We start from the raw sequence: 22163 nt of genomic DNA, 5'->3' as shown, positions 1-22163 counted from the left end.
CCGGCCTTCGGCGGCACAGGACAGGCCACTGGGCAGGCCTTTGGCCCAACCCCGTTCCGGTCACCATGGCCGAAGCATCGAAGGGTGGGCAACTCTGACTTTAAGGCAGGGAGGCGATGGCGGGTCGCAGTTCGGCGGTTTACGGATCGCAGGTGCAGGCGCGGGGAAAGCGACCTTCCGTCCAGCGGCGGCGGCGGCGGACATCGGATCCGTCATCCACCGGGCGGGGCAGCCCGCACAGATCGCCCAGCCGGTCCCGCAGATCGTCGAGATAGGCATTGGTGAGGATGGCGATGCCGGCGAAGAAGGGTTCGCGGCAACGGGTTGCGACGCGGCTGCAGAAATCCGGCATCCAGCGCAGCGGGTGGCGGTCGAGGAAGTGGACGGCGTCGAGCGGGCGCCCGCGGTCGAGCAGCGCGGCCAGAACAGCCAGTTCCGCGGCGACATGGTCGTCCGCCAGCCGGTCCAGCGGCGGCCCGCCAAATTCCACTCCCAGACCCGTGCGCCAGCGCAGCAGGGACGCGGCGGCATCGTCCCGCAGCTTCTCTTCCAGCCACGGACCTTCGGTCGGACAGGCCCGCAGCCCGCCGTTGATGTGGATGGCGGCGAAATCGGCGACCAGCGGGGCGAGGCAGCTGCGGGTGATCCGGTCCGGCAGGTCGCTCACCACCTCGTCCACCAGGGCGGCGGCCTGCTGCGAGTTGTCGCGGTCGAGTGCCAGCGGACCGCGGCCGACCGGTTCGCGTCGCAACGTCTCCAGCAAGGCGGCGGACGGTTCTTCGGCATGCAGGCGGACGAGTAGACGCAGGCCCCGGGATGAGGTGGCCAGATCGAGGGGGCTGGGAATAGGGGCTCCCGCGATGCCGGCACCATCCTTGGGATGGCCGTCCTGACGATGGGGTGGCAAGGCGGCCTCTAGAACCGTGCTGTCCACGCTGTTCCTCCCGGCATTCGGGCCGGATCGGACATGTGCCGGGGCCGGGCCGCATGGGAACGCTGCACGAATGGATTTCGTGTCTTATGGATTTCTTCCAGCGCCGCGGCTTCCGGGCGGATCGTTTGTCCGAACGTTTGCGCGATCTGTTGCAAGTCTCTACTACCAGCGGGGCTGGCATCGGTCAACTTGGCCGATGGACGGGGGAAAGACGTGGACCGGCTGTTGCCTTGCGACACGATGTCCTGCCTTATCGCAAGTCACCATCCCCCACAGGAGTTCCCGCCGCCATGCCGCTTCCCCTGATCGAACAGGCCGATGCGATCCCGGAGGTCTGCGCCGTCTACGACGACATCAAGGCGACGCGCAACGTCCCCGACGTGAACAATTTCTGGAAGGCAATTGCCCACCATCCGCCTACCCTGGCACGGACCTGGGAGAGCCTGAAGGAGGTGATGGCGCCCGGTGCGCTGGACCCGCTGGTCAAGGAGATGATCTTCGTCGCGGTCAGCGTCACCAACAACTGCCAGTATTGCATCCGCTCGCACGAGGCGGCGGCGCGGCGTCTGGGCATGACCGACGCGCAGTTCGGCGAGCTGATGGCGGTGGTTGGCATGGCGAACGAGACCAACCGCCTCGCCGTCGGCTATCAGGTCGAGTTGGACGAGCGGTTGAAGTGAGCCGCATCAGGCGGCGCGCGGCAGCGCCCGGGCCGCCTCGTCCGGTCGGCGTTGGGACAGGCGGCGCTGGGGCAAGCCGTTGATCAGGTCGCTGCGAACGGTGAAGTGGGCGGTGCTGCGGCCGTCGCCCACTTCCTCGCTGGCGATGCGCTCCACCCGCACCTCCACGTCCCAGCCGATGGTGGCCCAGGCGGTGCGGATGCGGCGGGCCAGTTCGTGGGCGCCGCGCTCGCTGAAGCTGTCGAGCCGCCCGCCCGATGGGCCGGGATGGAAGCGCGGATAAAGCTGTGGCATGGCCTTGTCTCCTCGATCGACTGCGGTGCGCCGGAGATGTCCGCCGCTTCGCCAAACAAAGGAATAGTCCAATTTGGACTATAAGGACCAGAAAAAGCCGATACCGTTGTGGTATGTCGGTCAGGGCTCCTGCAAGCCGACCACGGTGTGCAGGGTGTCGATTTCTTCCAGCGGCACGGAAAATTCGCGGTCGGCCGGCCGGTATTCGCGCAGGATCACCATGTCGGCGCCTCGCCGCACGAACTCCTTCACCAGCACCGCTTTGTTGCATTTGACCACCACCACCCCGGATCCCGCGGCCGGCGGTTTGTGCGGGTTGACGTGCAGAAGCTGGGCCGGGCGGAAACGCGGCATCATCGATTCGCCGACCACATACATGGCATATGGATCGCGGGCGTTCTTCAAATAGTCGGGGCGTGCGATCCAGTCGATGGGCCCGTCCTCCAGAAACATTTCCTGGTCCACGCCGCCACGTGCCGCCGCCCGTACCGGCATCGACGCCGCGGCCTGCGCCTGCGGAAGCGGTGCCGTGCGGAGGAGCGGCGGAAGCGACGGGCGGGCGGGGCGCTGGGAAGGCGCTTGGGCCGTCGCGGCGGTCGGCCCTTCGAGACCGAGCAGGACCGCCGGCTCCACGCCCAGCGGCCCGGCCAGCTTTACCGCCCAGTCGACGGTCAACTTGCGCTGGCCGGTTTCCAGCTTGTTGATCTGTGGCTGGGAGGTGCCGGCCATCTCGGCCAGCTTTTCCTGGCTCAGCCCGGCGGCCTGCCGCAGTTCGCGCATTGTGGTCATGTGACCTTCATACCAAAACGGCTTCGGAAAGTCCATCAGAGCGGAATAAATCCAGTTGCGCGCAGAAGCCTGCTTGGTCTAAACCATTGCGGTATGACGCTCGACGATTGGCTCAACCGGACCGCAACCAAGGAAGAGGCCTTTGCCGCCCTGATCGGGACGAGCCAGGCGACGGTCAACCGCTACCGCCATGGCCGCCGCGTCCCCCGTCCCGCCGTCATGGCCCGAATCGCCGCCGCCACTGGTGGGCGGGTCACGGCGAACGACTTCCATGGGCTGGGTGACGGACAGGGGCAGGGGTGATGGAGCGGAACGCGCGCAACAAAAAAGGCCCTCTCCCGGTGGGAAAGGACCTTTCCTGTAACGCTGCCGCTCTTAGAGTCTTCCATGTGATTCACGCTTCAAGCAATCCAGCGTGAAGCGATCACACTCTAGGAGAACAGGCTCGACACCGACCGTTCCTCGCTGATGCGCATGATCGCTTCGGCGAGCAGGGGGGCGATGGTCAGCTGGCGGATGTTGCGCGACACGCGCACCGCCTCGGTCGCCTGGATGCTGTCGGTGGTGACCAACTGCTCCAGCGGCGACACGGCGACGCGGGCGACCGCACCGCCGGACAGGACGCCGTGGGTGCAGAAGGCGTGGACGGACTTGGCACCGGCCTCCATCAGGGCGACGGCGGCGTTGCACAGCGTGCCGCCCGAGTTGACGATGTCGTCGATCAGGATGCAGCGGCGGCCGTTGGCGTCGCCGATGATGTTCATCACCTCCGACACGCCAGCGCGCTCGCGCCGCTTGTCGATGATCGCCAGATCGGCGTCCAGGCGCTTGGCCAGCGCGCGGGCGCGCACCACGCCGCCGACGTCCGGCGACACGATGGTGATCTCGTCGATGCTCTCGAAGGACTGGCGGATGTCCTTCTCGAAGACCGGGGCGGCCATCAGGTTGTCGGTGGGGATGTCGAAGAAGCCCTGGATCTGGCCTGCGTGCAGGTCCATCGTCAGCACGCGGTTGGCGCCGGCCTGGGTGATCAGGTTGGCGACCAGCTTGGCCGAGATTGGCGTGCGCGGGCCGGTCTTGCGATCCTGGCGGGCGTAGCCGTAGTAGGGGATGACCGCCGTGATGCGCCGGGCCGACCCGCGCCGAAGCGCATCGATCGTCACCAGCAGTTCCATCAGGTTGTCGTTGGCCGGGAACGAGGTCGACTGGACGACGAACACGTCCTCGCCGCGCACGTTCTCCAGGATCTCGACGAAAACCTCCATGTCGGAGAAACGGCGGACGCTGGCTTTGGTCAGCGGCACGCCGAGACAGGTGGAGATCGCCTCGGCCAGCGGACGGTTGCTGTTGCCGGCAAGCACCTTCATCGGGGTCGGCTCTCTTTGCAGGGAAACGGCTCAAGGCACGTTCGCCGCTTGCGCGCCGGCGCCCCTTGAAAACGGGGCGGACCATAACAAAGGGTCGGCCCCATGTAAACGTTCCATGACGGTCGGGTCTTTCCCCATTGGGGAATGCCGCCCTGCGCGGGCGGCATGACCATGGCCGTTCCGCCAACCCGTTCGCGCCGTTTCAGTTCTGCAGGACGATGGCCGAAAGGCCGCGGCCGTAATCCGTCTCTCCCCGCAGGCAGGAGCGGCGATAGCTGAAGAAGCGGTCCTCCTCGGCCACCGTGTCGTTGGGGCAGCGCTGGATCACCGTGACGCCGGAGTCGCCCAGCCGGCGGGTGACGTAGGCCGCCAGATCGAACAAGAAATGGCCGGGCTTGCGCGCGGGAGCGAAATAATCGCGGTTGCGCGCATCCTCCTCCTCGAACGGCGCCGGGAATTCCGGACCCACCTCGTAGGAGCGCTGGGCGATGCAGGGGCCGATGCAGGCAACGATGCGGTTCGGCTTGGCGCCCAGCTCGACCATGCGGGCGACGGTCGCCTCGATGACGCCGCCCTTGGCGCCCTTCCAGCCGGCATGGGCGGCGCCGATCACCCGCGCCTTGCTGTCGGCGAACAGGACGGGCGCACAATCGGCCGTCAGGATGCCCAGCGCGATCCCCGGCTGCCGGGTCGCCATGGCGTCTGCCTTCGGTGCCGTTTCCGGAGTCCAGGGCTCTTCCACCAAGACGCAGGTCGGGCTGTGGACCTGATAGCAGGTGATGAGGTTGGCGGGTGCCACCTCCATGCGCGCGGCGGCGCGGGCGCGGTTCTCATGCACGGCCGCGGCGGAGTCGTTGGACCCCAGCCCGCAGTTCAGCGAGGCGTAGAGACCGGTGGACACTCCGCCGGTGCGGGTGAAAAAGGCGTGTCTGATGTGGGTGATGTCGTTCAGCGCGCCGAGTGTGATCACGAACGCCGTCCTTCCCTGTTCTGTGGCCCCCATGCCCGGCAATCATGCCCGACAGGGCAGGGGACGCGATGCACGGTCCGCCCGGATTGTGGTTCTGGCGGTTATGGTGCGGTGTCTCTGACCCGGTTTCCGCGTCCGCCGGTCAGAAGCCGGCCGGGGGAGAGTCGGCGAAGGCTCCTGGCGTGGCGAACGCGGCCAGTTTGAACAGCCTGCCCATTTGCGCGGGATCGATCAAGCGGTCCAGCGCGCCGCGGATGTCCTGCGCCTGGGCCGGGCTGGCCTTCGCCGCCAGGGCGGAAGCGCGCTGGCGGATGCCCAGCCGGGTCAGCCACTCGCCCTGCTCGACCACGCCGAAGGATTGGGCGCCGCCCTCCCGCGCCGCAGCAGCGATTGCGGCGAAATCGACATGGGCCGTCAGGTCGGCTTCGCCTGGCGCCTCCAGCACGGGGGCATAGGCATGGCGGCGCATCGCCTGCAGGGTGTCGCCGACCGCCGGCCCGTGGGCGTAGCCATAGTCGATGACCAGCGCCGCACCGGGGGCCGCGGCCAGCCGGGCGCCGATCAGCCGCGCCACCGCCTGCGAGGCGGGGGAGACCTCGACGACGCTGCCGTCGGGCGCCTCACACAGCGTATCCGGCACCAGCCGGTTGCCGGAACTGCCGAAGGCCTCCAACACGAAGCGGAAGCGTGGATCGTCCTCGGTGCTGTCGGGCTCGACATCGACCAGCCGCTCGAACCAGCCATAGTTGGTCTTCTGCACCTGCCGGATCGGCAGGGCGTCGAAGAACTCGTTGGCGATCAGGACGGTCGGGCCGTCCGGCACATCCTCCAGCCGGTCATGCCAGTGGACCGCGTCGCCCAGGACGGGGTGCAGCGTCTGGCGTTGCCGCTCCCGCAAGGACGGGCTGGTCTCCACCAGATGGACGATGGCGTTGTCGCGGAACAGCGGTAGCACCGCGGCCGCCCGCAGCGCGTCGGCCATCAACGTGCCGCGGCCCGGACCCAGCTCCACCAGATGGAAGGGGCCGGGGCCGCCCAGCCTTGCCCAGCTGTCGACGCACCAGAGCCCGACCAGTTCGCCGAACATCTGGCTGATTTCCGGCGCGGTGGTGAAGTCGCCGCCGCTGCCGAACGGGTCGCGGCGCATGTAATAGCCGAAGCGCGGATGGCCGAGCGCCTCCGCCATGAAGGTGCCGACGCTGACCGGACCGTCCATCACGATGCGGCGGGCCAGCAGGCGGGCCAGCGTTTCCGGACCGGCGCTTTCGTCCGCCATGGCGTCAGGCCGGAATGGCATGACGCCGGCCGCGCAGGACCAGCCACAGGCCGATGGCCACCATCGGTAGCGACAGCAGCTGTCCCATCGTGGCGCCGGCGAACAGGAAGCCCAGCTGCGGGTCGGGTTCGCGGAAGAACTCGACCGTGATGCGCGACAGGCCGTAGCCGATCAGGAACAGCCCGCCGATCGTGCCCGGCCGGTTGCGCAGCGCCGGGCTGCGGATGGCGATTGCCAGCAGGATGAACAGAACCACGCCCTCCAGGGCAGCTTCGTAAAGCTGGCTGGGATGGCGCGGCACCTGCAACGGGTCGCGCGGGAAGACCATGGCATAGGCGAAATCGGGCGCCGGCCGGCCATACAGCTCGCCATTGATGAAGTTGGCGATGCGGCCGAAGAACAGCCCGATGGGGGCACAGGCGGCGATGATGTCGCCGAAGACGAAGGGCGAGATGCCGCGCCGCCAGCAGAACAGCGCAATCGCGGTCAGCACGCCGACCATGCCGCCATGGAAGGACATGCCGCCATGCCAGACCTGAACCGCGTCCAGCGGGTTTTCCAGATAGTATGGCAGGTTGTAGAACAGCACATAGCCGAGCCGCCCGCCCAGGATGGTGCCGATCACCGCCCAGGTCAGGAAGTCGTCGAACTCCTCGGGGTTCGGCCGGCGGCCGGGATCGAGCCGCGCCAGCCCCATGCAATAGCGCCAGCCCAGCACGAAGCCGGCCAGATAGGCCAGCGCATACCAGCGGACGACGACCGGGCCGACGGAAAAGGCGACCGGGTCGATGGTGGGAAAGGCCACGACGGGAAGGGTGGCGAGCATGGGAACTCCGGTCAGCGATACGGGTCGGGCTGCGACAGGAAATCCTGCACATAGCGCCGGACACCCTCTTCCAGCTCGGTGAAGGGCTGGTCGAATCCGGCGGCGCGCAGGCGATCCGTCGTCGCCTGCGTGAAATATTGGTATTTGCCGCGCAGATGCTCGGGCATCTCGAAGTACTCAATCCGGGGAGGCAGCCCCAGCGCGGCGAAGGTCGCCAGCGCCAGATCCTTGAAGCTGCGCGCCTTGCCGGTTCCGACGTTGAACAGGCCGCTGACATCGGGATGGTCGTAGAGCCACAGCATCACCGCGACGCAGTCGTCGACATGGATGAAGTCGCGCAGTTGGCCGCCATCCTCGAAGCCGTCCTTGTGCGACTTGAACAGGCGCGCCGGCTGGCCGGCCGTCAACTGCGGATGCAGCTTGGCGATCACGCTCATCATGTCGCCCTTGTGGGCTTCGTTCGGGCCGTAGACGTTGAAGAATTTCAGCCCGGCCCATTGCGGCGGCACGAGGTCGCCGCCGGCGACGGCGCGGGCGATGCGGCGGTCGACCAGATGCTTGGACCAGCCATAGGCATTCAGCGGCCGCAGCCGCGCCAGCCCGTCGCAGGAGCCGTCATCGTCGAAACCGGCGGAGCCGTCGCCATAGGTCGCGGCGGAGGAGGCGTAGATCAGCCGGCATCCGCGCCAGGAACACCAGCGCCACAAATCGAGCGTCAGCGCGACGTTGTTGGCGACGATCTTGTCGACGTCCCGCTCGGTGGTGGCAGAGATGGCGCCGAGATGGAAGACGGTGTCGATCTCGGCGGCATGCTGGTCGAGGAAGGCCAGCGTCTGCTCGGGCGGCACCAGGGCCGCGACCTCGCGCTTGGCGAGATTCTGCCACTTCTCGCCGTCACGGAAGCGGTCGACGACCGCCACGACGGTGATGCCGCGCGCAGCCAGAGCCGCGACAAGGTTGGACCCGATGAAGCCGGCCCCGCCGGTGACCACGATCATAGCGCTGTCCGCTGTTGCTCGACGCGTTTCGTGGGGACTTATAGGCGGGTGGGACGGTGGGGGCAAGTTAATGGCCCTCTTCCGCCCGCTCGGAAGAGCAGGAAGGAGAGGGCCGCAGTGGCAAGCCCTTACCGCGTCGCGCGGTTCGCGGCGCTGACCAGGGCCCGCAGCGAGGCGGTGACAATGTCGGCGTCGATGCCCACGCCGAACAGGGTCGTCTCGCCGGTCTTCACCTCGACATAGGCGCAGGCCTGGGCGTCCTCGCCGGAGCCGATGGCGTGCTCACGGTAATCGACGACATGCAGGTCAGTGCCGCAACCCTGCCGCAGGGCGTCCAGGAAGGCGTCGATCGGGCCGTTGCCCTTGCCCTTGGTGGTGATGATCTCGCCGTTGCGGCGCATCACCACGCTCATGGCACGGGCACCGGAGTTCGGGCCGCGCGGCTCGGTCGAATGCTCGACCAGCTCCAGCGGGCTGTCGGCGTCCAGATACTCGGCCTGGAAGGCGGCGTGGATGTCGGCGGGCGACAGTTCCTTGCCGGTCTCGTCGGCAACGCGCTGCACGACCTTGGAGAATTCGATCTGCAGGCGGCGCGGAATCTGCAGGCCGTAGTCCTTCTCCAGCACATAGGCGATGCCGCCCTTGCCGGACTGGCTGTTGATGCGGATCACCGCCTCGTAGCTGCGGCCCAAATCCTGCGGGTCGATGGGCAGGTACGGGACCTCCCACTTGCCGGTGTTGGACTTGGTCAGCGCCTTCAGCCCCTTGTTGATCGCGTCCTGGTGCGAGCCGGAGAAGGCGGTGAACACCAGTTCGCCGGCATAGGGGTGGCGCGGATGGACCGGCAGCTGCGTGCAGTATTCGGAAACCCGGACGATCTCGTTGATGTCGTCAATGTTCAGTTTCGGATCGACGCCCTGGGTGAACATGTTCAGCGCCAGCGTGACGACGTCGACGTTGCCGGTGCGCTCGCCGTTGCCGAACAGCGTGCCTTCGACGCGGTCGGCGCCGGCCAGCAGCCCCAGCTCGGCCGCGGCGACGCCGGTGCCGCGGTCATTGTGCGGGTGCAGCGAGATGATCGCCGACTCGCGGTTCTTCATCGTCTTGCAGAACCACTCGATCTGGTCGGCATGGACGTTCGGCATCGACATCTCGACCGTCGAGGGCAGGTTCAGGATGATCCTGCGCTCAGGCGTCGGCTGCCAGACCTCCATCACCGCCTCGCAGATCTCGACGGCGAAGTCCAGTTCGGTGCCGGTGAAGCTCTCCGGCGAATATTGCAGGACGATCTCGGTTTCCGGGGTCTCGTCGGCCAGCTGCTTGATCAGCTTGGCACCCTGGACGGCGATGTCGACGATGCCCTGGCGGTCCAACCCGAACACGACGCGGCGCTGCAGCTCCGAGGTGGAGTTGTACAGATGCACGATGGCGCGCTTGGCCCCCTTGATGCCCTCGAAGGTGCGGCGGATCAGCTCCTCGCGCGCCTGGGTCAGCACCTGGATGGTGACGCCGTCGGGGATCTTGTTGCCGTCGATGATCTCGCGGCAGAAGTCGAAATCGGTCTGCGACGCGGCGGGGAAGCCGACCTCGATCTCCTTGAAGCCCATGCGCAGCAGCAGGTCGAACATCGCGCGCTTGCGGTCCGGCCCCATCGGCTCGATCAGCGCCTGGTTGCCGTCGCGCAGGTCGACCGAGCACCAGATCGGCGCCTTGTCCAGGGTGCGCGACGGCCACTGGCGGTCGGTCAGCTTCACCTGGGGGAAGGGGGCGTATTTGGACGGGGACTTCGGCAGAGCTGGAATGTTGGTCGCGGTGTTGGTTTGGGTCGCGGTGCTCATGGCGTCGTTCGGCTCCAGTGGCGGCCCCCGGGGCCCGGTATTCTGTGCGGGCGGGGGCGGCGGATCGGATTTTGAAAGGCGGAGGGACCGGCGATGGGTACGGCCGCGGAGCCGCCGGATGTGGCTCAGCGACCGTCGGTAAGTCGCAGTCCCGGCCCCGGCCGGGCGACGCCGATACCGGCGCCTTTGAAAACATCGCTCATGGAACAGACACTTCGACCGATGGAATTAATGTGCGAACGCGACAAACCCGGACGCTTAAAGCGCCGGGCCGAGAAGTCGAAGAAGGGCGTTCTGCAGGTCGATGGTGTTCATGGGGCGCACTGTGCGCAGGTGCGGCATGGCTGTCAAGCTCGGATTGGCGAAAAACGGACTGCGGGATGCACCAACCATCGGCGCCCCTTCCATCCTTCCCATCCTCACGCGTCAGCCCCAGATCAGGTGGTACAGCGTCGGCAGCAGCAACGCCGTCGCCAGCCCGTTCAACCCCATGCCCAGCCCGGCGAAGGCACCCGCCACCTCGTTGACCTGCAAGGCACGCGCGGTGCCGATGCCGTGCGCCGCCACGCCCATGCCGAAGCCGCGGGCGCGCCAGTCCTTCACCCGCACGAGGTTCAGCACCCAGGTGCCGAGGCTGGCGGCGACGATGCCGGTGATGATGACGAACACCGCGGTCAGCGACGGCAGGCCGCCGATCTGCTCCGACACGCCCATGGCGATGGGGGACGTGACGGATTTCGGCGCCATCGACAGGATGGTCGCCTTGCTGCCTCCGAACGCCCAGACCAGCGCCACGGCACTCAGCGCCGAGGCGGCGGACCCCACCAGCAGTGCCACCACCAGAGCCAGGGCCGAGCGGCGGACCTCCTGGAACTGGTTGTAGAGCGGAATGGCGAGCGCCACCGTGGCCGGGCCGAGCAGGAAATGGACGAACTGCGCGCCGTCGAAATAGGTGCGGTAATCGATGCCGGACAGGCTGAGCGTGCCGGCGATCAGGACGACGGCGATCAGCACCGGGTTCAGCACCGGGCGCCGTCCCAGCTTTTCAAAGACCCACAGGCCGATCTGATAGGCGACCAGCGTCAGCGTCAGCCCGGCCAGCGGGCTGGCAGACAGATAGACCCAGATCTGGTGAAGATCGGCGCTCATGCCCGATCTCCCTTCACCTGCTTCCCTGCCGCCGGCTCCTCTTCCAGCCGCGGATCGGTGCGGCTCAACAGGAAGGCCATCAGCTTTGCCGTCACCGCGATGCCGAACAGGGTGCTGCCGAACAGGGCGGCGACGATGGGCAGCGCCTCGGTCTCAAGGCGGGTGACATGGACCATCACCCCGACACCAGCCGGCACGAACAGCAGCGACAGGTGGCGCAGGAGCCCGCCCGCCGTGTCCTGCACCGTGTCCGGCACACCGCCGCGCAGCAGCAGCCCGGCGAACAGCAGCAGCATGCCCAGCACCGGTCCGGGAACCGGCAGGTGCAGCAGGCGGGCGGCCAGTTCACCGGCGAGTTGGCAGAGCAGGAGGAGCGTCAGGGTTCCGAGCATCGCGGACTCCGGTGGAAGGGGTGCTGTGCGTCCCTTCTACCGCAGTTGCGAAGTCGCCGGGCTGCATTCCGCGAATGCGAGCGTCGCGAATCGACGATGATGCCCGTTCAGAAAGTGGGGAGGTTATTGCAGCTTGCTGCGGACGTGCTGGCCGCGGCGGACGATGGACTGCGCTTCCACAGTCACTTCCTTCTTGCCGAACAGGCGCAGGAAGATGGCGTTGACGGTGGCGTGTGCGCTGACCGTCAGGGTGCCGGCGGCGGCATCCTCGGCAATCGTCAGGGGGGAGAGGTTCGAGCCGAGAAAGCCGTTGGGAAAGGCCTTGTCGAAGAAGCTGCGGATGTGTCCGTCGCGCTGCGAGTCGAACATCACGCGCCCGCCGGCCAGCGCGGCGGCATCGACGGCTTGCGACAGCCGGGCTTCCACCGCATAGCTGCGCAGGGCATCGACGGTGCAGCCGGCGCCCAGCGCGGTCGGAATGGCAAGGATCAGGGCGACCACCAGAAGCAGGTGACGACCCGTCCGCCGGTCTTCGTGCCCGCCATAGGGCAGGGGACGATAGACCAAAGTCATTGCCGGCCTCCCAAGCAATTGCCTATGCGGAAAGGAGTGTTTTGATTGGATGCATCACTCTTAGCATCATCCGACAAGCAGGCAAACCAAGAAATGCAGGTGAAGGACAGCAAAAATCGCGGCGCAAGTTGTTATGTATTTTACGCAAAGGCGGTAACCCAAATTCGCGGATGCGGCGGCAAAGGGTAAAGCCCGCAGCAAGGGGCGGGAAGCGCTGTCTCGACTTTAAAAACCACCGTGATTCGCAGCTGTGCCGAGTCAAAGGTGAGCCAAGCGGTGCCCTCGGGCGCCGCGTTAAGGGGCTGTTCGTCATCGCCGTCGGCAGGTTGGGCAGATCCCAGTCCCTCCAGGCCGGAGCCGCCGACCCCGTCTTTTCCGTCTCCTGCCCGTGACCGTTCCACGGGACTCTGGCCGGCCCGGTCGCTCCTCGACATTGCGCCGGCTGTTGCGGCGGTGGCGCTTCTGCCGGTCGGCCTGATGGCCGAGGTGGAGGGTGCCTGCACCATCGTCCTGATGCACTGAACACGCGGGGCGGCTTCTCCGTTTCCCGTCTGCCCGCTAGACTCCGGGCGCAATGATGGGGAGAGGGCCCGATGAGGGGCGGCGTTTGGCGTGTGGTGATGCTGGGGTTGGCCGTGACGGCGGCCGCGCTGGTGTTTCTGGGCGTGGAGATCACACAGCTGGCGGCGGACGACCGAACGGCCTTCACTCGCGGTCTGGCGATCTGCGGGCTCGGACTTTTGTCGGTATGGTTCGTCTTCTCGCGACTGTCGCGCCATTTCCGCGACCTCGACCGCCTGTCCGGCAGGCTGTCGGGTGCCCGCAACCGGGTCGATCTCGAACCGATGTTCGGCGAACTGGCGCGCTTGGCCGAGGCGGTCAGTCTTGCCCGCGGCGGCGAGCGCGGCTTGGGTGAGGGGCCGCTGGGCGGCACCCCACTCGGTCATGGCCCACTCGGTCATGGCCCGCTGGGCGGCGGCCGCATCGACCGGGCCTTGCGGGCGGCTCTGGCCCTGTCCGAGGATCCCCTTCTGATCCTCGACGAGCAGGGGCGGGTGGAGCAGCTGAACCCTGCCGCGGCCCGCCTGCTGGGTGTGGAGGAGGGGGCCGACATCGGCAAGTCGCTGCTGCGTGACGATCTGGCCCGCGCCATGGAGCGGGCGCGCGGCGGCGGTGTTCCCGTCACCGCCGTGCTGCGCCGGACCGAAGACGGCGAGCTGTCGGCGCGTGTGGCCGATCTTGGGCTCGGCGCCGGTGTTCTGCTCTCTTTCCCTGCCCGCGGCATGGCCCATGCCGCCGGCCTCAGCGGCAAGCGCACGCTCAGCCTGCGCCCGGCCCAGCCCACCACCCCCCTCGGCGATGAGGAGCCGTTGGCCGCCCTGCCGTTCGTTGCGCTTTGGGTGGCGACGGCGGGGATGGAGGCGGACAGCGGTCCGGCGATCGCGGTCGGTACCGTCCGGCTGGTCGGGTCGCGCATCTTTCGGACGGTGTCGCTTGCGTTGCTGATCGACCCCGTCGAACCGGTGCCTGCCGAGGCGACGGCCCGTCACGGCATCGGCACCGCCATGGTGGCGGGCGAACGCCCCTTCGCCGCGGTGTGGCCGGCGATCCAGGAGGCACTGCACAACTGCATCGCGGTCGGGATCGGCATCGACTCGGCGGTGGCCGCGCTGGCGCGGTCGGCAGCCCTGGCCGGCATTGCCGAACCGGCGCTGCCGCCGACGCTCGACCTCGGCGCGCTGGCGGCTGCGCTGGACCCTGCCCTGGCCGGGGCATCGGCCGACCGTCTGGCGGAGGCCTTCGCCTTGCCCCGCCACCCGCGCAACGGTCCCCAGGGCGAGGCGCTGGCCCAGGCCGAGCTTGCCGTGGCGCTGCTCTCCCGCCTGACGGAACGCGGAGTCGTCACCCAGGGGCAGGCACGGGGGCTGGTCGCCGGCGGCGACGCGAAACTGTCGCCGGCACATCCTCCGCCAGCCTGAACCCGCTCATCGACAGCCGGGTCTCCGGGCGCAGGTAATGGCGCGTCCACGGACCGGCATGGTCGAAGGGGGTAAGGCAACTGCCGCCCCGCAGCACCATGCGGTTGCTGGCGAGCCGGCCGTTGACCGCCTCGTCCAGAGCCGCCTTGTCCCCGGCGTGGGGGCGGAGGTAGCCGGGATAGGTCGTGAAGGCGTCGGCGGTCCATTCCCACACGTCGCCGCACATCTGCCAGGGGCCGGTCCCGTGGCAGGTGCCGGCGCGCGGATGGCGGTGGCCGGTGCCCAACAGGTTGCCCATGCTGTCGCAGCCGGCGGCGACCGCTTCCCATTCCGCCTCCCGCGGCAGGCGCTTGCCAGCCCAGCGGGCATAGGCATCGGCCTCGTACCAGCTGACATGGCAGACCGGCTCGTCGGGATCGAGCGGCTGTATGCCATAGAGGGTGAAGACCTGCCAGCGGCTGCCCGACTCGGAGTCGCCGCGCTGCCAGTAGAGTGGGGCGCTCCAACCTTCGGCCTTTGCGATCTCCCAACCGTCGGACAGCCAAAGGGAGCGGTCGCCGTAACCGCCAGCCTCGATGAAGGAAAGATAGTCGCCGCAGGTCACCGGGCGGGCGGCCAGCCGGTAGGGCTCCAGCCAGACGCGGTGGCGTGGGCTTTCATGGTCGAATCCGGGCAACGGCATCGGCCGGCCGACCTCGACGAGGCCGCCGGGCTGCTCCAGCCATCCGTCGGGTGGGGCACCCAGATGCGGGTGGTCGGGCGCCTGCTCGTAGGCCGGACGCAGCGGGTTGCTCCACAGGGCATGCTTGATGTGCAGCAGCATGCGTTCCTGATGGCGCCGCTCGTGGGCGATGGCCATCATCAATGCCGACTCGGCCGGGTCCCAAAGCCCGTCGTCGATGCCGTCGATCAGGTGCAGCACCGCGGCGTTGATCTGGTCGCGGTGCCGCATGATCTCGGCCACCGTCGGGCGCGACAGAACGCGGGTGGGCGGGGCACCGCTGTTGCTGTTGGCGGCGAACAGGTCGAGGAAGGCCGGATCCGCCGGCCGGTAGCCGGGGCTGAAGGGAATCAGCACCGCCACCTCGAACAGCCAGCTGGTGTGGGCAAGATGCCATTTCGCCGGCGCGCCGTCCGGAACGGTCTGCACCATCTGGTCTTCCGGCGACAGGGTGGCGACCAGTTCGGCGGTGCGGGCACGCGCCTTCTGGAAGAGGGTTGCGAGGGACTGCCGGCGTTCGGTGAGGAGATGCGCGGCGGTCGGACCTGCGCTCGGGATGGGATGTGTGTCGGGCACGGGCGGTCCCTCCGAAATCCAGATCTCTTCGGAGAGTATCCACCCGGAACGCCCCTTTTGGAATGCATGCATCCGTGGTGGAACGGTCACCGCAAATAGCGGCTGCGACCGGACGCCGCATCTGGAATGGCCGATGAATGGCGCCGGCGACGCATGGGGCCAAAAACGAAAAGGCCGCCCGGAAGGCGGCCTTGTTCACTCGAAGCACAGCTCAGTGTCGGACAAGACTTACTTGATCTTGGCTTCCTTGAACTCGACGTGCTTGCGCGCCACCGGGTCGTACTTGCGGAACGACAGCTTCTCGGTGGTCTTCTTCGGGTTCTTCTTCTTCACGTAGAAGAAACCGGTGTCAGCCGTGCTCACCAGCTTGATGAGGACGGTGTTCTGCTTGGCCATGATCTCGATCCCGACAAAAAATCCGTGCCCCGCCGGCCCGGCGGGGGCGGCGTCGTTAGCGGCGGAAAATACCGTCTGACGCCGCAATGTCAAGCCCTATGGGCGGTGAATCTGGCGTCCGACGGCGATTGCCACAGCGACGCCCCCGAAACTGGTGTCAGCGCTCCGCCACCGTGTTGACCACGGCGGTGGCGACGGCGCGCTGGTACAGCCCCGGCTCGGCCAGCAGGCGCATGGCGACCTTCAGGTCCAGTTCCGGCTCGTGCTCCTTCCACGGGCAGGCTTCGCGCAGGGCGCTCAGCGCATGCTCGTCGTCGGCCGCCTTGGAACGCCAGCTCGCCACCTGCGCCGGGCGCAGACGCCCCTCGCGCAGGTCGGACAGCAGGGCTTCCGGGTCGGTCTGGCCGGCCCGGCTGGTGCAGACGGTGGGCTGGACGCCCTGGCGGTGCAGGGTATAGCCGGCCGGGGTGTAGATGCGGCTCCAGGTCAGGAACAGCTCGCCGTCGTTGGGAAGGCGGTTGACCGTCTGGACGCTGCCCTTGCCATAGCTGGAGGCGCCGACCACGACCGCGCGACCCGAGTCCTGCAGTGCCGCCGCCACCACCTCGGCCGACGAGGCGGAGCGGCCGTCGACCAGCACCACCAGCGGCAGCCCGTCGAGCAGGTCGTCGGGGTTGGCGTCGAAGCGCTGGCGGCTTTCGGGGTTGCGCCCCTCGGTGGAGATGATCCGGCCGCGGCGCATGAACAGGTCGGCGACCGCGACAGCCTGGTCCAGCAGCCCGCCCGGATTGCCGCGCAGGTCGAGAACCATGCCTTGCAGCGTCGGCCCCGCCGCCTGACGGATGGATGTCACCGCCGACCGCAGGCTGGAGGCCGTGGTGGCGTTGAAGCGGTCGAGCTTGACGATGCCGACGTCGCCGGACAGCGAATAGGTGACGGTGTTCGGCACCACCCGCTCGCGGCGCAGCGGCAGCCGGCGGGGGGCGCCATTGTCGCGGGCGACGGTCAGCGTGACCAGCGTGCCGGTGGGACCGCGCAGCCGCTCGCGCATGTCCGCCGCGCTCATTCGCGTCGTCAGGTCGCCGTCGATGGCGAGAAGCTGGTCGCCGTCGACGATGCCGACGCGCTCGGCCGGGCTGTGCGGCATCACGTCATGCACGATGACGCGACCATTGGATGTGGTGTCCAACGACAGGCCGACGCCGCCATACCCCTCGCGCTGGGCGCGTTCGTTGCTGGCGCGCTGGACGCCGGTGTAGCGGGAATAGCCGTCGAGATCGGCGGTGACGCCGTCGAACACCACCTGATACAGCCGCTCCGGCGTCGCCTTCGCCAGGGTGGGGGAATAGACGCGGGCGCGGTCGATGATGCGGGTGGTCAGAACCGCCCAGCCGGCGGCGTCGCCATCGGCGGCGGTGCCGTACTCCGCCGCCAGGGCGCCCGACACGTACAGGCGTACGGTGCTGCCGGCATGCTCCACCGTCACCGAGGGGTCGAGCGCGGTCAGCCCCTTCAACCCGTCAATTCCCAGGCGGTTGAAGGACACCGGCTCCAGATAGACTTCGGCGATCTTGGAGAAGCCGACGGAGAAAACCTGTTCTGTCACCGGCTGCGGCGCGGTGCTCGCGGCCTGCGGGGTTCCGGCGAGAGCGGTGGTGGCGAGAAGGGCTGCGGCGGAAAACTGGAAGGCCAGATGACGAAGCGGGCGGCTGAAGCGGCGCGCCACACCTGAAATCAGGGTGCCCGATAGGACGGGGATCCGAAAAGACGGCACGTGGGACGGTGCATTCTGGTCGCACACGCCGTGATCGCACACGTTGTGATCGAACTGGGCCATGGGGCGAACCGCGGCCTCCCTTTCCTGCAGCCGGACCGGAGGAGGATGTTCCCGATCCCGGATGGGTGATAGATACACCTTCGTTCAGGAGGGCGGGCGGGACAAAATTGCGGGCCGCACCACAATGTTGCGGATTGTCCAATCCTGTGTCGCCAAGGCCACGCTTGTATGGCGCGGGTGCCACGGAACCTTGGCCTGCCCACGAGTCGCCCCCTGGACGGCATCCCGGCTCAAGCGTTGCCATTCTGCAACGGGTCTGGAATGGCCCTCAAGTCAGGCTTCAGTCTGCCAGACGGAAAAGCGTGCTGCCGCTGACCGGATCGGCCTCCACCAGCATCACCTTGACCGGGTTGCCGAGGCGGTACGTGCGCCCCGTACGCTGCCCGACCAGGGTGTGTGCGGCCTCGTCATGGTCGTACCGGTCGTCGGGCAGGCTGCTGGCCGGAACCAGCCCGTCGGCGCCGCTCTCGTCCAGCCGCACGAACAGCCCGAAGCGGCTGACGCCGGAGATGCGGCCGCTAAAGCGTTCTCCGATGCGGTCGGCCAGGAAGGCGGCGGTGTAGCGGTCCACCGCGTCGCGCTCGGCGGTGGCGGCGCGGCGCTCGGTGCCTGACAGATGGTCCCCGATCTCCGCCAGCCGGCCCAGCGTCTCGTCGTCCAGCCCGCCGACGCCCAACCCCAGCGTGCGGATCAGCGCGCGGTGGACGATCAGGTCGGCATAGCGGCGGATCGGCGAGGTGAAATGGGCGTAACGGTGCAGGGCCAGCCCGAAATGGCCGATGTTGTCCGGGCTGTAGGCGGCCTGGGCCTGGGCGCGCAGGACCACCTCGCTGACCAGCGGTGCGTGCGATGTCCCCTCCACCTTGCGCAGGATGCGGGTGAAGTGGTCGGGCGTCAGGTCGGCGCTCTTGGTCAGCGGGTGGCCAATCCCGGCGAGGAAACCACGCAGCGCCTCCATCTTCTCCATCGAAGGCCGGTCATGGATGCGGAAGAGGCCGGGCATGGTGCGCCGCTCCAGCACCTCCGCCGCCGCGACGTTGGCGGCGATCATGAACTCCTCGATCAGCCGGTGGCTATCGTGGCGCTCGCGCCTGACGATCTCGGCGACCCGGCCGCGCTCGTCGATGTGGACCCGGCGCTCGGGCAGGTCCAACTCCAGTGTGCCGCGCTTGGCACGGGCTGCGGCGAGCCGGGCATAGGCGCCGAACAGCGGGGCGATCACGCCGTCGGCGAGCGGCCCCGTCACCTCGTCCGGCCGGCCATCATGGCAGTCCTGCACCTGTTCATAGGTCAGCCGTGCCGCCGACCGCATCAATCCGCGCACCAGACGATGCCGGACCAGCACACCGTTGCGGTCGATCCACAGGTGAAAGGCCAGGCAGGCGCGATCCTCTCCCGGCCGCAGCGAACACAGGCCGTTCGACAGCGCCTCCGGCAGCATCGGCACGACGCGGTCGGGGAAATAGACGGAGTTGCCGCGCTCGTAGGCGGTGCGGTCCAGCGCCGATCCGGGGCGCACGTAATAGGACACGTCGGCGATGGCGACGATCAGGTGCCAGCCGTCCGGATTCTCCGGATCGCCGTCGGCCTCCGCCCACACGGCATCGTCGAAATCGCGGGCGTCGGCGCCGTCGATGGTCACCAGCGGGATGTCGCGCAGATCTTCCCGCTGCATCAGCGCCGGCACCGCCGCCAGTTCCGCCTCACGCAAGGCTGCGTGCGGGAAGACAGTGGGGATGCCGTGGGCGTGGATGGCGATCAGGCTGAAGGCGCGCGGCTCGTCGGTGGAGCCCAGCCGCTCGACCACACGGGCCTGCGGCTGGCCGGCGCGTCCGGCCGGCAGGATGTCGGCGAAGACGAGGTCGCCCGGCTCGGCATCGCCGCGGTTGGGCGGCAGCACCAAAAACTCGGTCTTGTGGCGGCGGTCGGTCGGGAGGATGCGCCCGCCATCGGCGCTCGGCCGGTAGACGCCGAGGATGCGGCCTTCGCGTTCCCCATCTATGCGGCGGATAACGCGGGCTTCGTAGAGGCGGTCGTTGATCCGGGCGAGCTTCGCCAGCAGCGTGTCGCCGACCGCCAGCGGTTTTTCCTCTCCCCGCGACTTCTTCTCCGGCAGAAGGAAGATGCGCGGCGGGTTGCCCTCGCCGGTCCAGGTCAGCGGCCGGGCGGCAAGCTCGCCGTCCGCATCGACCCCGGTGACCAGCAGAACCGCGACGGCGGGCAGGGACTGCGGCGGGGCCATGCGCTTGTTGCGCCCGCGCTCCACCGTCCCGTCCGCCTCCAGCTCCCGCAGCAGATCCTTCAGCGTTTCCCGGTCGGCCGATCCGGACAGCTTGAAGGCACGGGCGATCTCGCGCTTGCCGACGGGGGTGGTGCTGGACCGGATGAAGGCGAGGATGGCGTCCTTGCTGGGGAAATGGCTGTCGGTCACTGGGCGGGGGATCCGTCGGTTCTTGTCGCAGGTATGGCTATATAGGGATCAATCCGCACCGGGATCACTCTGCACCGGGGGCAGTCGCCCAGCTGCGGCCGACCATCGCCCGGATGGCGTCGCTGCGCTCCAGCGCCTCGCGGAATCCCGCCAGCGGGAAGCGGACCTCCGTCTTCTCCCCGGCCGGCGACTGGCCGACGATGGAAACCTCCGGTGCCGGGGCGATCTTCTCCACCATGCGGCGGTTGAGGTCGGGATCGGTCATGGCACAGGTGTTGGTTTCGAAGCGGAAGGGCTTGCAGGGGGAATCGGGCTTGAACACCGCCCGGTCGGCCCAAATGCGGACCAGCCTGTCCAAATCCAGCGACTCAGGGGAGACGCGGAAGCGCAGCCCCTCGCGCCAGCGCTCGGTCGAGCGCAGCCAGACCAGCCGGGCGGTGCGGTCGTTGACGCCGCGGGCGGACAGCTCGCACTCGACCTGCCGTGTGCCGGACCAGAGCTGACAGTAGAGCTTCCAGCTCTTGAAGCTCTCGTCGAACTCCCGGAACGGCTTGCCTTCCGCCATCGCCGCCGGAGCGGCAGCGGCGATGGCGGCCAACATCGCCAGGGCTGTGATCAGGCGCTGTCCGTGGCGGCGTCCGGGCATCGGATGGTCACTCCTGCCGTTCCGCCCGCCGGCGCAGCAGATGGTCGGCCAGGACGCAGGCCATCATCGCCTCGCCCACCGGCACGGCGCGGATGCCGACGCAGGGGTCGTGACGGCCCTTGGTCAGGATGTCGGTGTCGTTGCCGGCGGTGTCCACCGTCTGGCGCGGCGTCAGGATCGAACTGGTCGGCTTGACCGCGAAACGCACGACGATGTCCTGCCCGGTGGAGATGCCGCCCAGGATGCCTCCGGCATTGTTGGTCAGGAACTGCGGCTGGCCGTCGGCGCCCATGCGCATCTGGTCGGCGTTGTCCTCGCCGGTCAGTTCGGCGGCGGCGAAGCCATTGCCGATCTCCACGCCCTTGACCGCGTTGATCGTCATCATCGCGCAGGCGAGGTCGCTGTCGAGCTTGTCATAGAGCGGGTCGCCCAGCCCCACCGGCACACCGGAGGCCACCAGCTCGACCACCGCGCCGACCGAAGAGCCGCTCTTGCGGATGCCGTCGAGATATTCGGCCCACTGGGTGGCGGCGACCGGGTCGGGGCAGAAGAAGGGGTTATTGTCGATCTCCGCCCAGTCCCAGCGGCTGTGGTCGATCTTGTGCGGGCCGACCTGCACCAGCGCACCGCGCACCTGGATGGCGGATCCCAGCACCTTGCGTGCCACCGCGCCGGCAGCGACCCGGCAGGCGGTTTCCCGCGCCGAGGAGCGGCCGCCGCCGCGGTAATCGCGGATGCCGTATTTCTGCCAGTAGGTGTAGTCGGCATGGCCGGGGCGGAATTTGCCGGCGATGTCGCTGTAGTCCTTGGAACGCTGGTCGGTGTTCTCGATCAGCAGCGAAATGGGCGTGCCGGTCGTCTTGCCCTCGAACACGCCGGACAGGATCTTCACCTGATCGGGTTCCTGGCGCTGGGTGGTGTAGCGCGACTGGCCGGGCCGGCGCTTGTCCATCCAGGGCTGGATGTCCGTTTCCGCCACGAGGTCGAGCAGCGACGGGCAGCCGTCCACGACGACGCCGATGGCCGGGCCGTGGCTTTCGCCCCAAGTGGTGAAGCGGAAAAGCGTGCCGAAGCTGTTGCCGGCCATGGTGACATCCTCCCGAAACGAACCCGCGCGGATCAATGACGTAGCGTCTATTTGCGCGGATTTCTTGCGGCCTTTCGGCGACAAGGTCAAGGAAGCGATGCGCTGATTTTTAAGGGGGTTTAAAAGAGGGGAATGGTGCTGCCAGAGAGGATTGAACTCTCGACCTCTCCCTTACCAAGGGAGTGCTCTACCACTGAGCTACGGCAGCGCCAGATGCAGGCGCCTTGTGGCAAGATCGGAGGAATGGTGCTGCCAGAGAGGATTGAACTCTCGACCTCTCCCTTACCAAGGGAGTGCTCTACCACTGAGCTACGGCAGCCCCGATAACCGATCATCGCTGGGGCGATGCGTCCGGGTGAGGCGTTCAGGCTTGACCGCCCCCCGAAGTGGCGCGGGTTATGCCA

The 22163-nt window shown here is 68.0% G+C and carries 21 protein-coding genes and 2 tRNA genes; 3 read left to right on the top strand and 20 right to left on the bottom strand.

Going from position 1 to position 22163, the window contains the following annotated elements; all coding sequences use genetic code 11:
• Window positions 1–139 precede the first annotated feature (139 nt).
• Complete coding sequence (locus tag ACWPN8_RS12125; RefSeq protein ID WP_492240915.1) at window positions 140–934, bottom strand: TorD/DmsD family molecular chaperone; 795 nt, start codon at window positions 932–934, stop codon at window positions 140–142.
• A 290-nt stretch (window positions 935–1224) separates the two neighbouring features.
• Here ACWPN8_RS12125 and ACWPN8_RS12120 point away from each other — a divergent pair, with 290 nt between their 5' ends.
• On the top strand, window positions 1225–1614 hold the full coding sequence (locus tag ACWPN8_RS12120; protein WP_492240914.1) for a carboxymuconolactone decarboxylase family protein: 390 nt from the start codon (window positions 1225–1227) through the stop codon (window positions 1612–1614).
• Between the two features lie 6 nt (window positions 1615–1620).
• Here the strand turns inward: ACWPN8_RS12120 and ACWPN8_RS12115 are convergent, their stop codons facing one another.
• Together ACWPN8_RS12115 and ACWPN8_RS12110 are read right to left on the bottom strand one after the other, a co-directional pair.
• The gene (locus ACWPN8_RS12115) at window positions 1621–1908 is read right to left on the bottom strand and encodes a hypothetical protein (RefSeq protein WP_492240913.1); all 288 of its coding nucleotides are present in this window, start codon (window positions 1906–1908) and stop codon (window positions 1621–1623) included.
• A gap of 120 nt (window positions 1909–2028) precedes the next feature.
• On the bottom strand, window positions 2029–2733 hold the full coding sequence (locus ACWPN8_RS12110; RefSeq protein ID WP_492240912.1) for an XRE family transcriptional regulator: 705 nt from the start codon (window positions 2731–2733) through the stop codon (window positions 2029–2031).
• Between the two features lie 57 nt (window positions 2734–2790).
• Here ACWPN8_RS12110 and ACWPN8_RS12105 point away from each other — a divergent pair, with 57 nt between their 5' ends.
• Complete coding sequence (locus ACWPN8_RS12105) at window positions 2791–3000, top strand: helix-turn-helix domain-containing protein (RefSeq protein WP_492240911.1); 210 nt, start codon at window positions 2791–2793, stop codon at window positions 2998–3000.
• A gap of 128 nt (window positions 3001–3128) precedes the next feature.
• On the opposite strand, the gene ACWPN8_RS12100 is transcribed toward ACWPN8_RS12105, so the two are convergent.
• The 9 genes from ACWPN8_RS12100 to ACWPN8_RS12060 all read right to left on the bottom strand — a co-directional run bounded on the left by ACWPN8_RS12100 (window position 3129) and on the right by ACWPN8_RS12060 (window position 12086).
• Entirely contained in the window at window positions 3129–4064 is a 936-nt protein-coding gene (locus ACWPN8_RS12100) for a ribose-phosphate pyrophosphokinase (RefSeq protein ID WP_492240910.1), read from the bottom strand.
• A gap of 202 nt (window positions 4065–4266) precedes the next feature.
• A complete protein-coding gene (gene pgeF, locus ACWPN8_RS12095; RefSeq protein ID WP_109096180.1) occupies window positions 4267–5034 on the bottom strand; it encodes a peptidoglycan editing factor PgeF in 768 nt (255 codons plus the stop codon).
• 142 nt (window positions 5035–5176) lie between these two features.
• Window positions 5177–6310: a class I SAM-dependent methyltransferase gene (locus tag ACWPN8_RS12090; RefSeq protein ID WP_492240909.1), complete on the bottom strand. Its 1134-nt coding sequence runs from the start codon at window positions 6308–6310 to the stop codon at window positions 5177–5179.
• A gap of 4 nt (window positions 6311–6314) precedes the next feature.
• Entirely contained in the window at window positions 6315–7136 is an 822-nt protein-coding gene (gene lgt / locus ACWPN8_RS12085) for a prolipoprotein diacylglyceryl transferase (protein WP_492240908.1), read from the bottom strand.
• Window positions 7137–7147: 11 nt separating this feature from the next.
• Window positions 7148–8134 carry an ADP-glyceromanno-heptose 6-epimerase gene (rfaD, locus tag ACWPN8_RS12080; RefSeq protein ID WP_492240907.1) on the bottom strand — a complete coding sequence of 329 codons (987 nt, stop codon included), beginning with the start codon at window positions 8132–8134 and terminating at the stop codon, window positions 7148–7150.
• 128 nt (window positions 8135–8262) lie between these two features.
• Entirely contained in the window at window positions 8263–9972 is a 1710-nt protein-coding gene (gene leuA, locus ACWPN8_RS12075) for a 2-isopropylmalate synthase (RefSeq protein WP_492240906.1), read from the bottom strand.
• A gap of 426 nt (window positions 9973–10398) precedes the next feature.
• Window positions 10399–11121, bottom strand: coding sequence for an LrgB family protein (locus tag ACWPN8_RS12070; RefSeq protein WP_098739303.1), 723 nt, complete (start codon window positions 11119–11121; stop codon window positions 10399–10401).
• Window positions 11118–11513 (bottom strand): CidA/LrgA family protein, encoded by a 396-nt coding sequence (locus ACWPN8_RS12065; RefSeq protein WP_492240905.1) that lies wholly within the window; start codon window positions 11511–11513, stop codon window positions 11118–11120. Before ACWPN8_RS12065 ends, ACWPN8_RS12070 begins: the two co-directional genes overlap by 4 nt.
• A 123-nt stretch (window positions 11514–11636) precedes the next feature.
• The gene (locus ACWPN8_RS12060) at window positions 11637–12086 is read right to left on the bottom strand and encodes a pilus assembly protein TadG-related protein (protein WP_098739305.1); all 450 of its coding nucleotides are present in this window, start codon (window positions 12084–12086) and stop codon (window positions 11637–11639) included.
• A gap of 593 nt (window positions 12087–12679) precedes the next feature.
• Here ACWPN8_RS12060 and ACWPN8_RS12055 point away from each other — a divergent pair.
• Window positions 12680–14065, top strand: a complete 1386-nt coding sequence (locus tag ACWPN8_RS12055; RefSeq protein WP_492240904.1) for a 3'-5' exonuclease — start codon at window positions 12680–12682, stop codon at window positions 14063–14065.
• On the opposite strand, the gene egtB is transcribed toward ACWPN8_RS12055, so the two are convergent.
• The 8 genes from egtB to ACWPN8_RS12015 all read right to left on the bottom strand — a co-directional run bounded on the left by egtB (window position 13989) and on the right by ACWPN8_RS12015 (window position 22078).
• Window positions 13989–15362 (bottom strand): ergothioneine biosynthesis protein EgtB, encoded by a 1374-nt coding sequence (egtB, locus tag ACWPN8_RS12050; RefSeq protein ID WP_492240903.1) that lies wholly within the window; start codon window positions 15360–15362, stop codon window positions 13989–13991. The genes ACWPN8_RS12055 and egtB overlap by 77 nt on opposite strands.
• A gap of 228 nt (window positions 15363–15590) precedes the next feature.
• A complete protein-coding gene (gene rpmG / locus ACWPN8_RS12045) occupies window positions 15591–15758 on the bottom strand; it encodes a 50S ribosomal protein L33 (protein ID WP_012974790.1) in 168 nt (55 codons plus the stop codon).
• A 157-nt stretch (window positions 15759–15915) separates the two neighbouring features.
• Complete coding sequence (locus ACWPN8_RS12040; RefSeq protein ID WP_247872801.1) at window positions 15916–17484, bottom strand: S41 family peptidase; 1569 nt, start codon at window positions 17482–17484, stop codon at window positions 15916–15918.
• A 391-nt stretch (window positions 17485–17875) separates the two neighbouring features.
• Window positions 17876–20026: a ribonuclease R gene (gene rnr, locus ACWPN8_RS12035; RefSeq protein ID WP_492240902.1), complete on the bottom strand. Its 2151-nt coding sequence runs from the start codon at window positions 20024–20026 to the stop codon at window positions 17876–17878.
• Between the two features lie 64 nt (window positions 20027–20090).
• A complete protein-coding gene (locus ACWPN8_RS12030; RefSeq protein WP_492240901.1) occupies window positions 20091–20672 on the bottom strand; it encodes a hypothetical protein in 582 nt (193 codons plus the stop codon).
• A 7-nt stretch (window positions 20673–20679) separates the two neighbouring features.
• Complete coding sequence (gene aroC / locus ACWPN8_RS12025; RefSeq protein ID WP_492240900.1) at window positions 20680–21759, bottom strand: chorismate synthase; 1080 nt, start codon at window positions 21757–21759, stop codon at window positions 20680–20682.
• Window positions 21760–21892: 133 nt separating this feature from the next.
• Window positions 21893–21967: transfer RNA gene (locus tag ACWPN8_RS12020), tRNA-Thr, on the bottom strand.
• Between the two features lie 36 nt (window positions 21968–22003).
• Window positions 22004–22078 (bottom strand) — tRNA-Thr (locus ACWPN8_RS12015).
• Window positions 22079–22163: the final 85 nt, after the last annotated feature.

This window comes from Azospirillum sp. UENF 112521, from assembly GCF_058780665.1.
This window is presented reverse-complemented; position numbering and strand designations above follow the sequence as displayed.

Excerpts from the sequence above, each read along its gene's own strand:
- ACWPN8_RS12065 (WP_492240905.1), bottom strand. The coding sequence starts at position 11,513 with ATGCTCGGAACCCTGACGCTCCTCCTGCTCTGCCAACTCGCCGGTGAA.
- ACWPN8_RS12030 (WP_492240901.1), bottom strand. The coding sequence starts at position 20,672 with ATGCCCGGACGCCGCCACGGACAGCGCCTGATCACAGCCCTGGCGATG.
- leuA (WP_492240906.1), bottom strand. The coding sequence starts at position 9,972 with ATGAGCACCGCGACCCAAACCAACACCGCGACCAACATTCCAGCTCTG.
- ACWPN8_RS12115 (WP_492240913.1), bottom strand. The coding sequence starts at position 1,908 with ATGCCACAGCTTTATCCGCGCTTCCATCCCGGCCCATCGGGCGGGCGG.
- ACWPN8_RS12105 (WP_492240911.1), top strand. The coding sequence starts at position 2,791 with ATGACGCTCGACGATTGGCTCAACCGGACCGCAACCAAGGAAGAGGCC.
- rpmG (WP_012974790.1), bottom strand. The coding sequence starts at position 15,758 with ATGGCCAAGCAGAACACCGTCCTCATCAAGCTGGTGAGCACGGCTGAC.
- ACWPN8_RS12060 (WP_098739305.1), bottom strand. The coding sequence starts at position 12,086 with ATGACTTTGGTCTATCGTCCCCTGCCCTATGGCGGGCACGAAGACCGG.
- ACWPN8_RS12090 (WP_492240909.1), bottom strand. The coding sequence starts at position 6,310 with ATGGCGGACGAAAGCGCCGGTCCGGAAACGCTGGCCCGCCTGCTGGCC.
- ACWPN8_RS12055 (WP_492240904.1), top strand. The coding sequence starts at position 12,680 with ATGAGGGGCGGCGTTTGGCGTGTGGTGATGCTGGGGTTGGCCGTGACG.
- rfaD (WP_492240907.1), bottom strand. The coding sequence starts at position 8,134 with ATGATCGTGGTCACCGGCGGGGCCGGCTTCATCGGGTCCAACCTTGTC.
- ACWPN8_RS12120 (WP_492240914.1), top strand. The coding sequence starts at position 1,225 with ATGCCGCTTCCCCTGATCGAACAGGCCGATGCGATCCCGGAGGTCTGC.
- ACWPN8_RS12100 (WP_492240910.1), bottom strand. The coding sequence starts at position 4,064 with ATGAAGGTGCTTGCCGGCAACAGCAACCGTCCGCTGGCCGAGGCGATC.
- ACWPN8_RS12110 (WP_492240912.1), bottom strand. The coding sequence starts at position 2,733 with ATGGACTTTCCGAAGCCGTTTTGGTATGAAGGTCACATGACCACAATG.
- ACWPN8_RS12070 (WP_098739303.1), bottom strand. The coding sequence starts at position 11,121 with ATGAGCGCCGATCTTCACCAGATCTGGGTCTATCTGTCTGCCAGCCCG.
- aroC (WP_492240900.1), bottom strand. The coding sequence starts at position 21,759 with ATGGCCGGCAACAGCTTCGGCACGCTTTTCCGCTTCACCACTTGGGGC.
- lgt (WP_492240908.1), bottom strand. The coding sequence starts at position 7,136 with ATGCTCGCCACCCTTCCCGTCGTGGCCTTTCCCACCATCGACCCGGTC.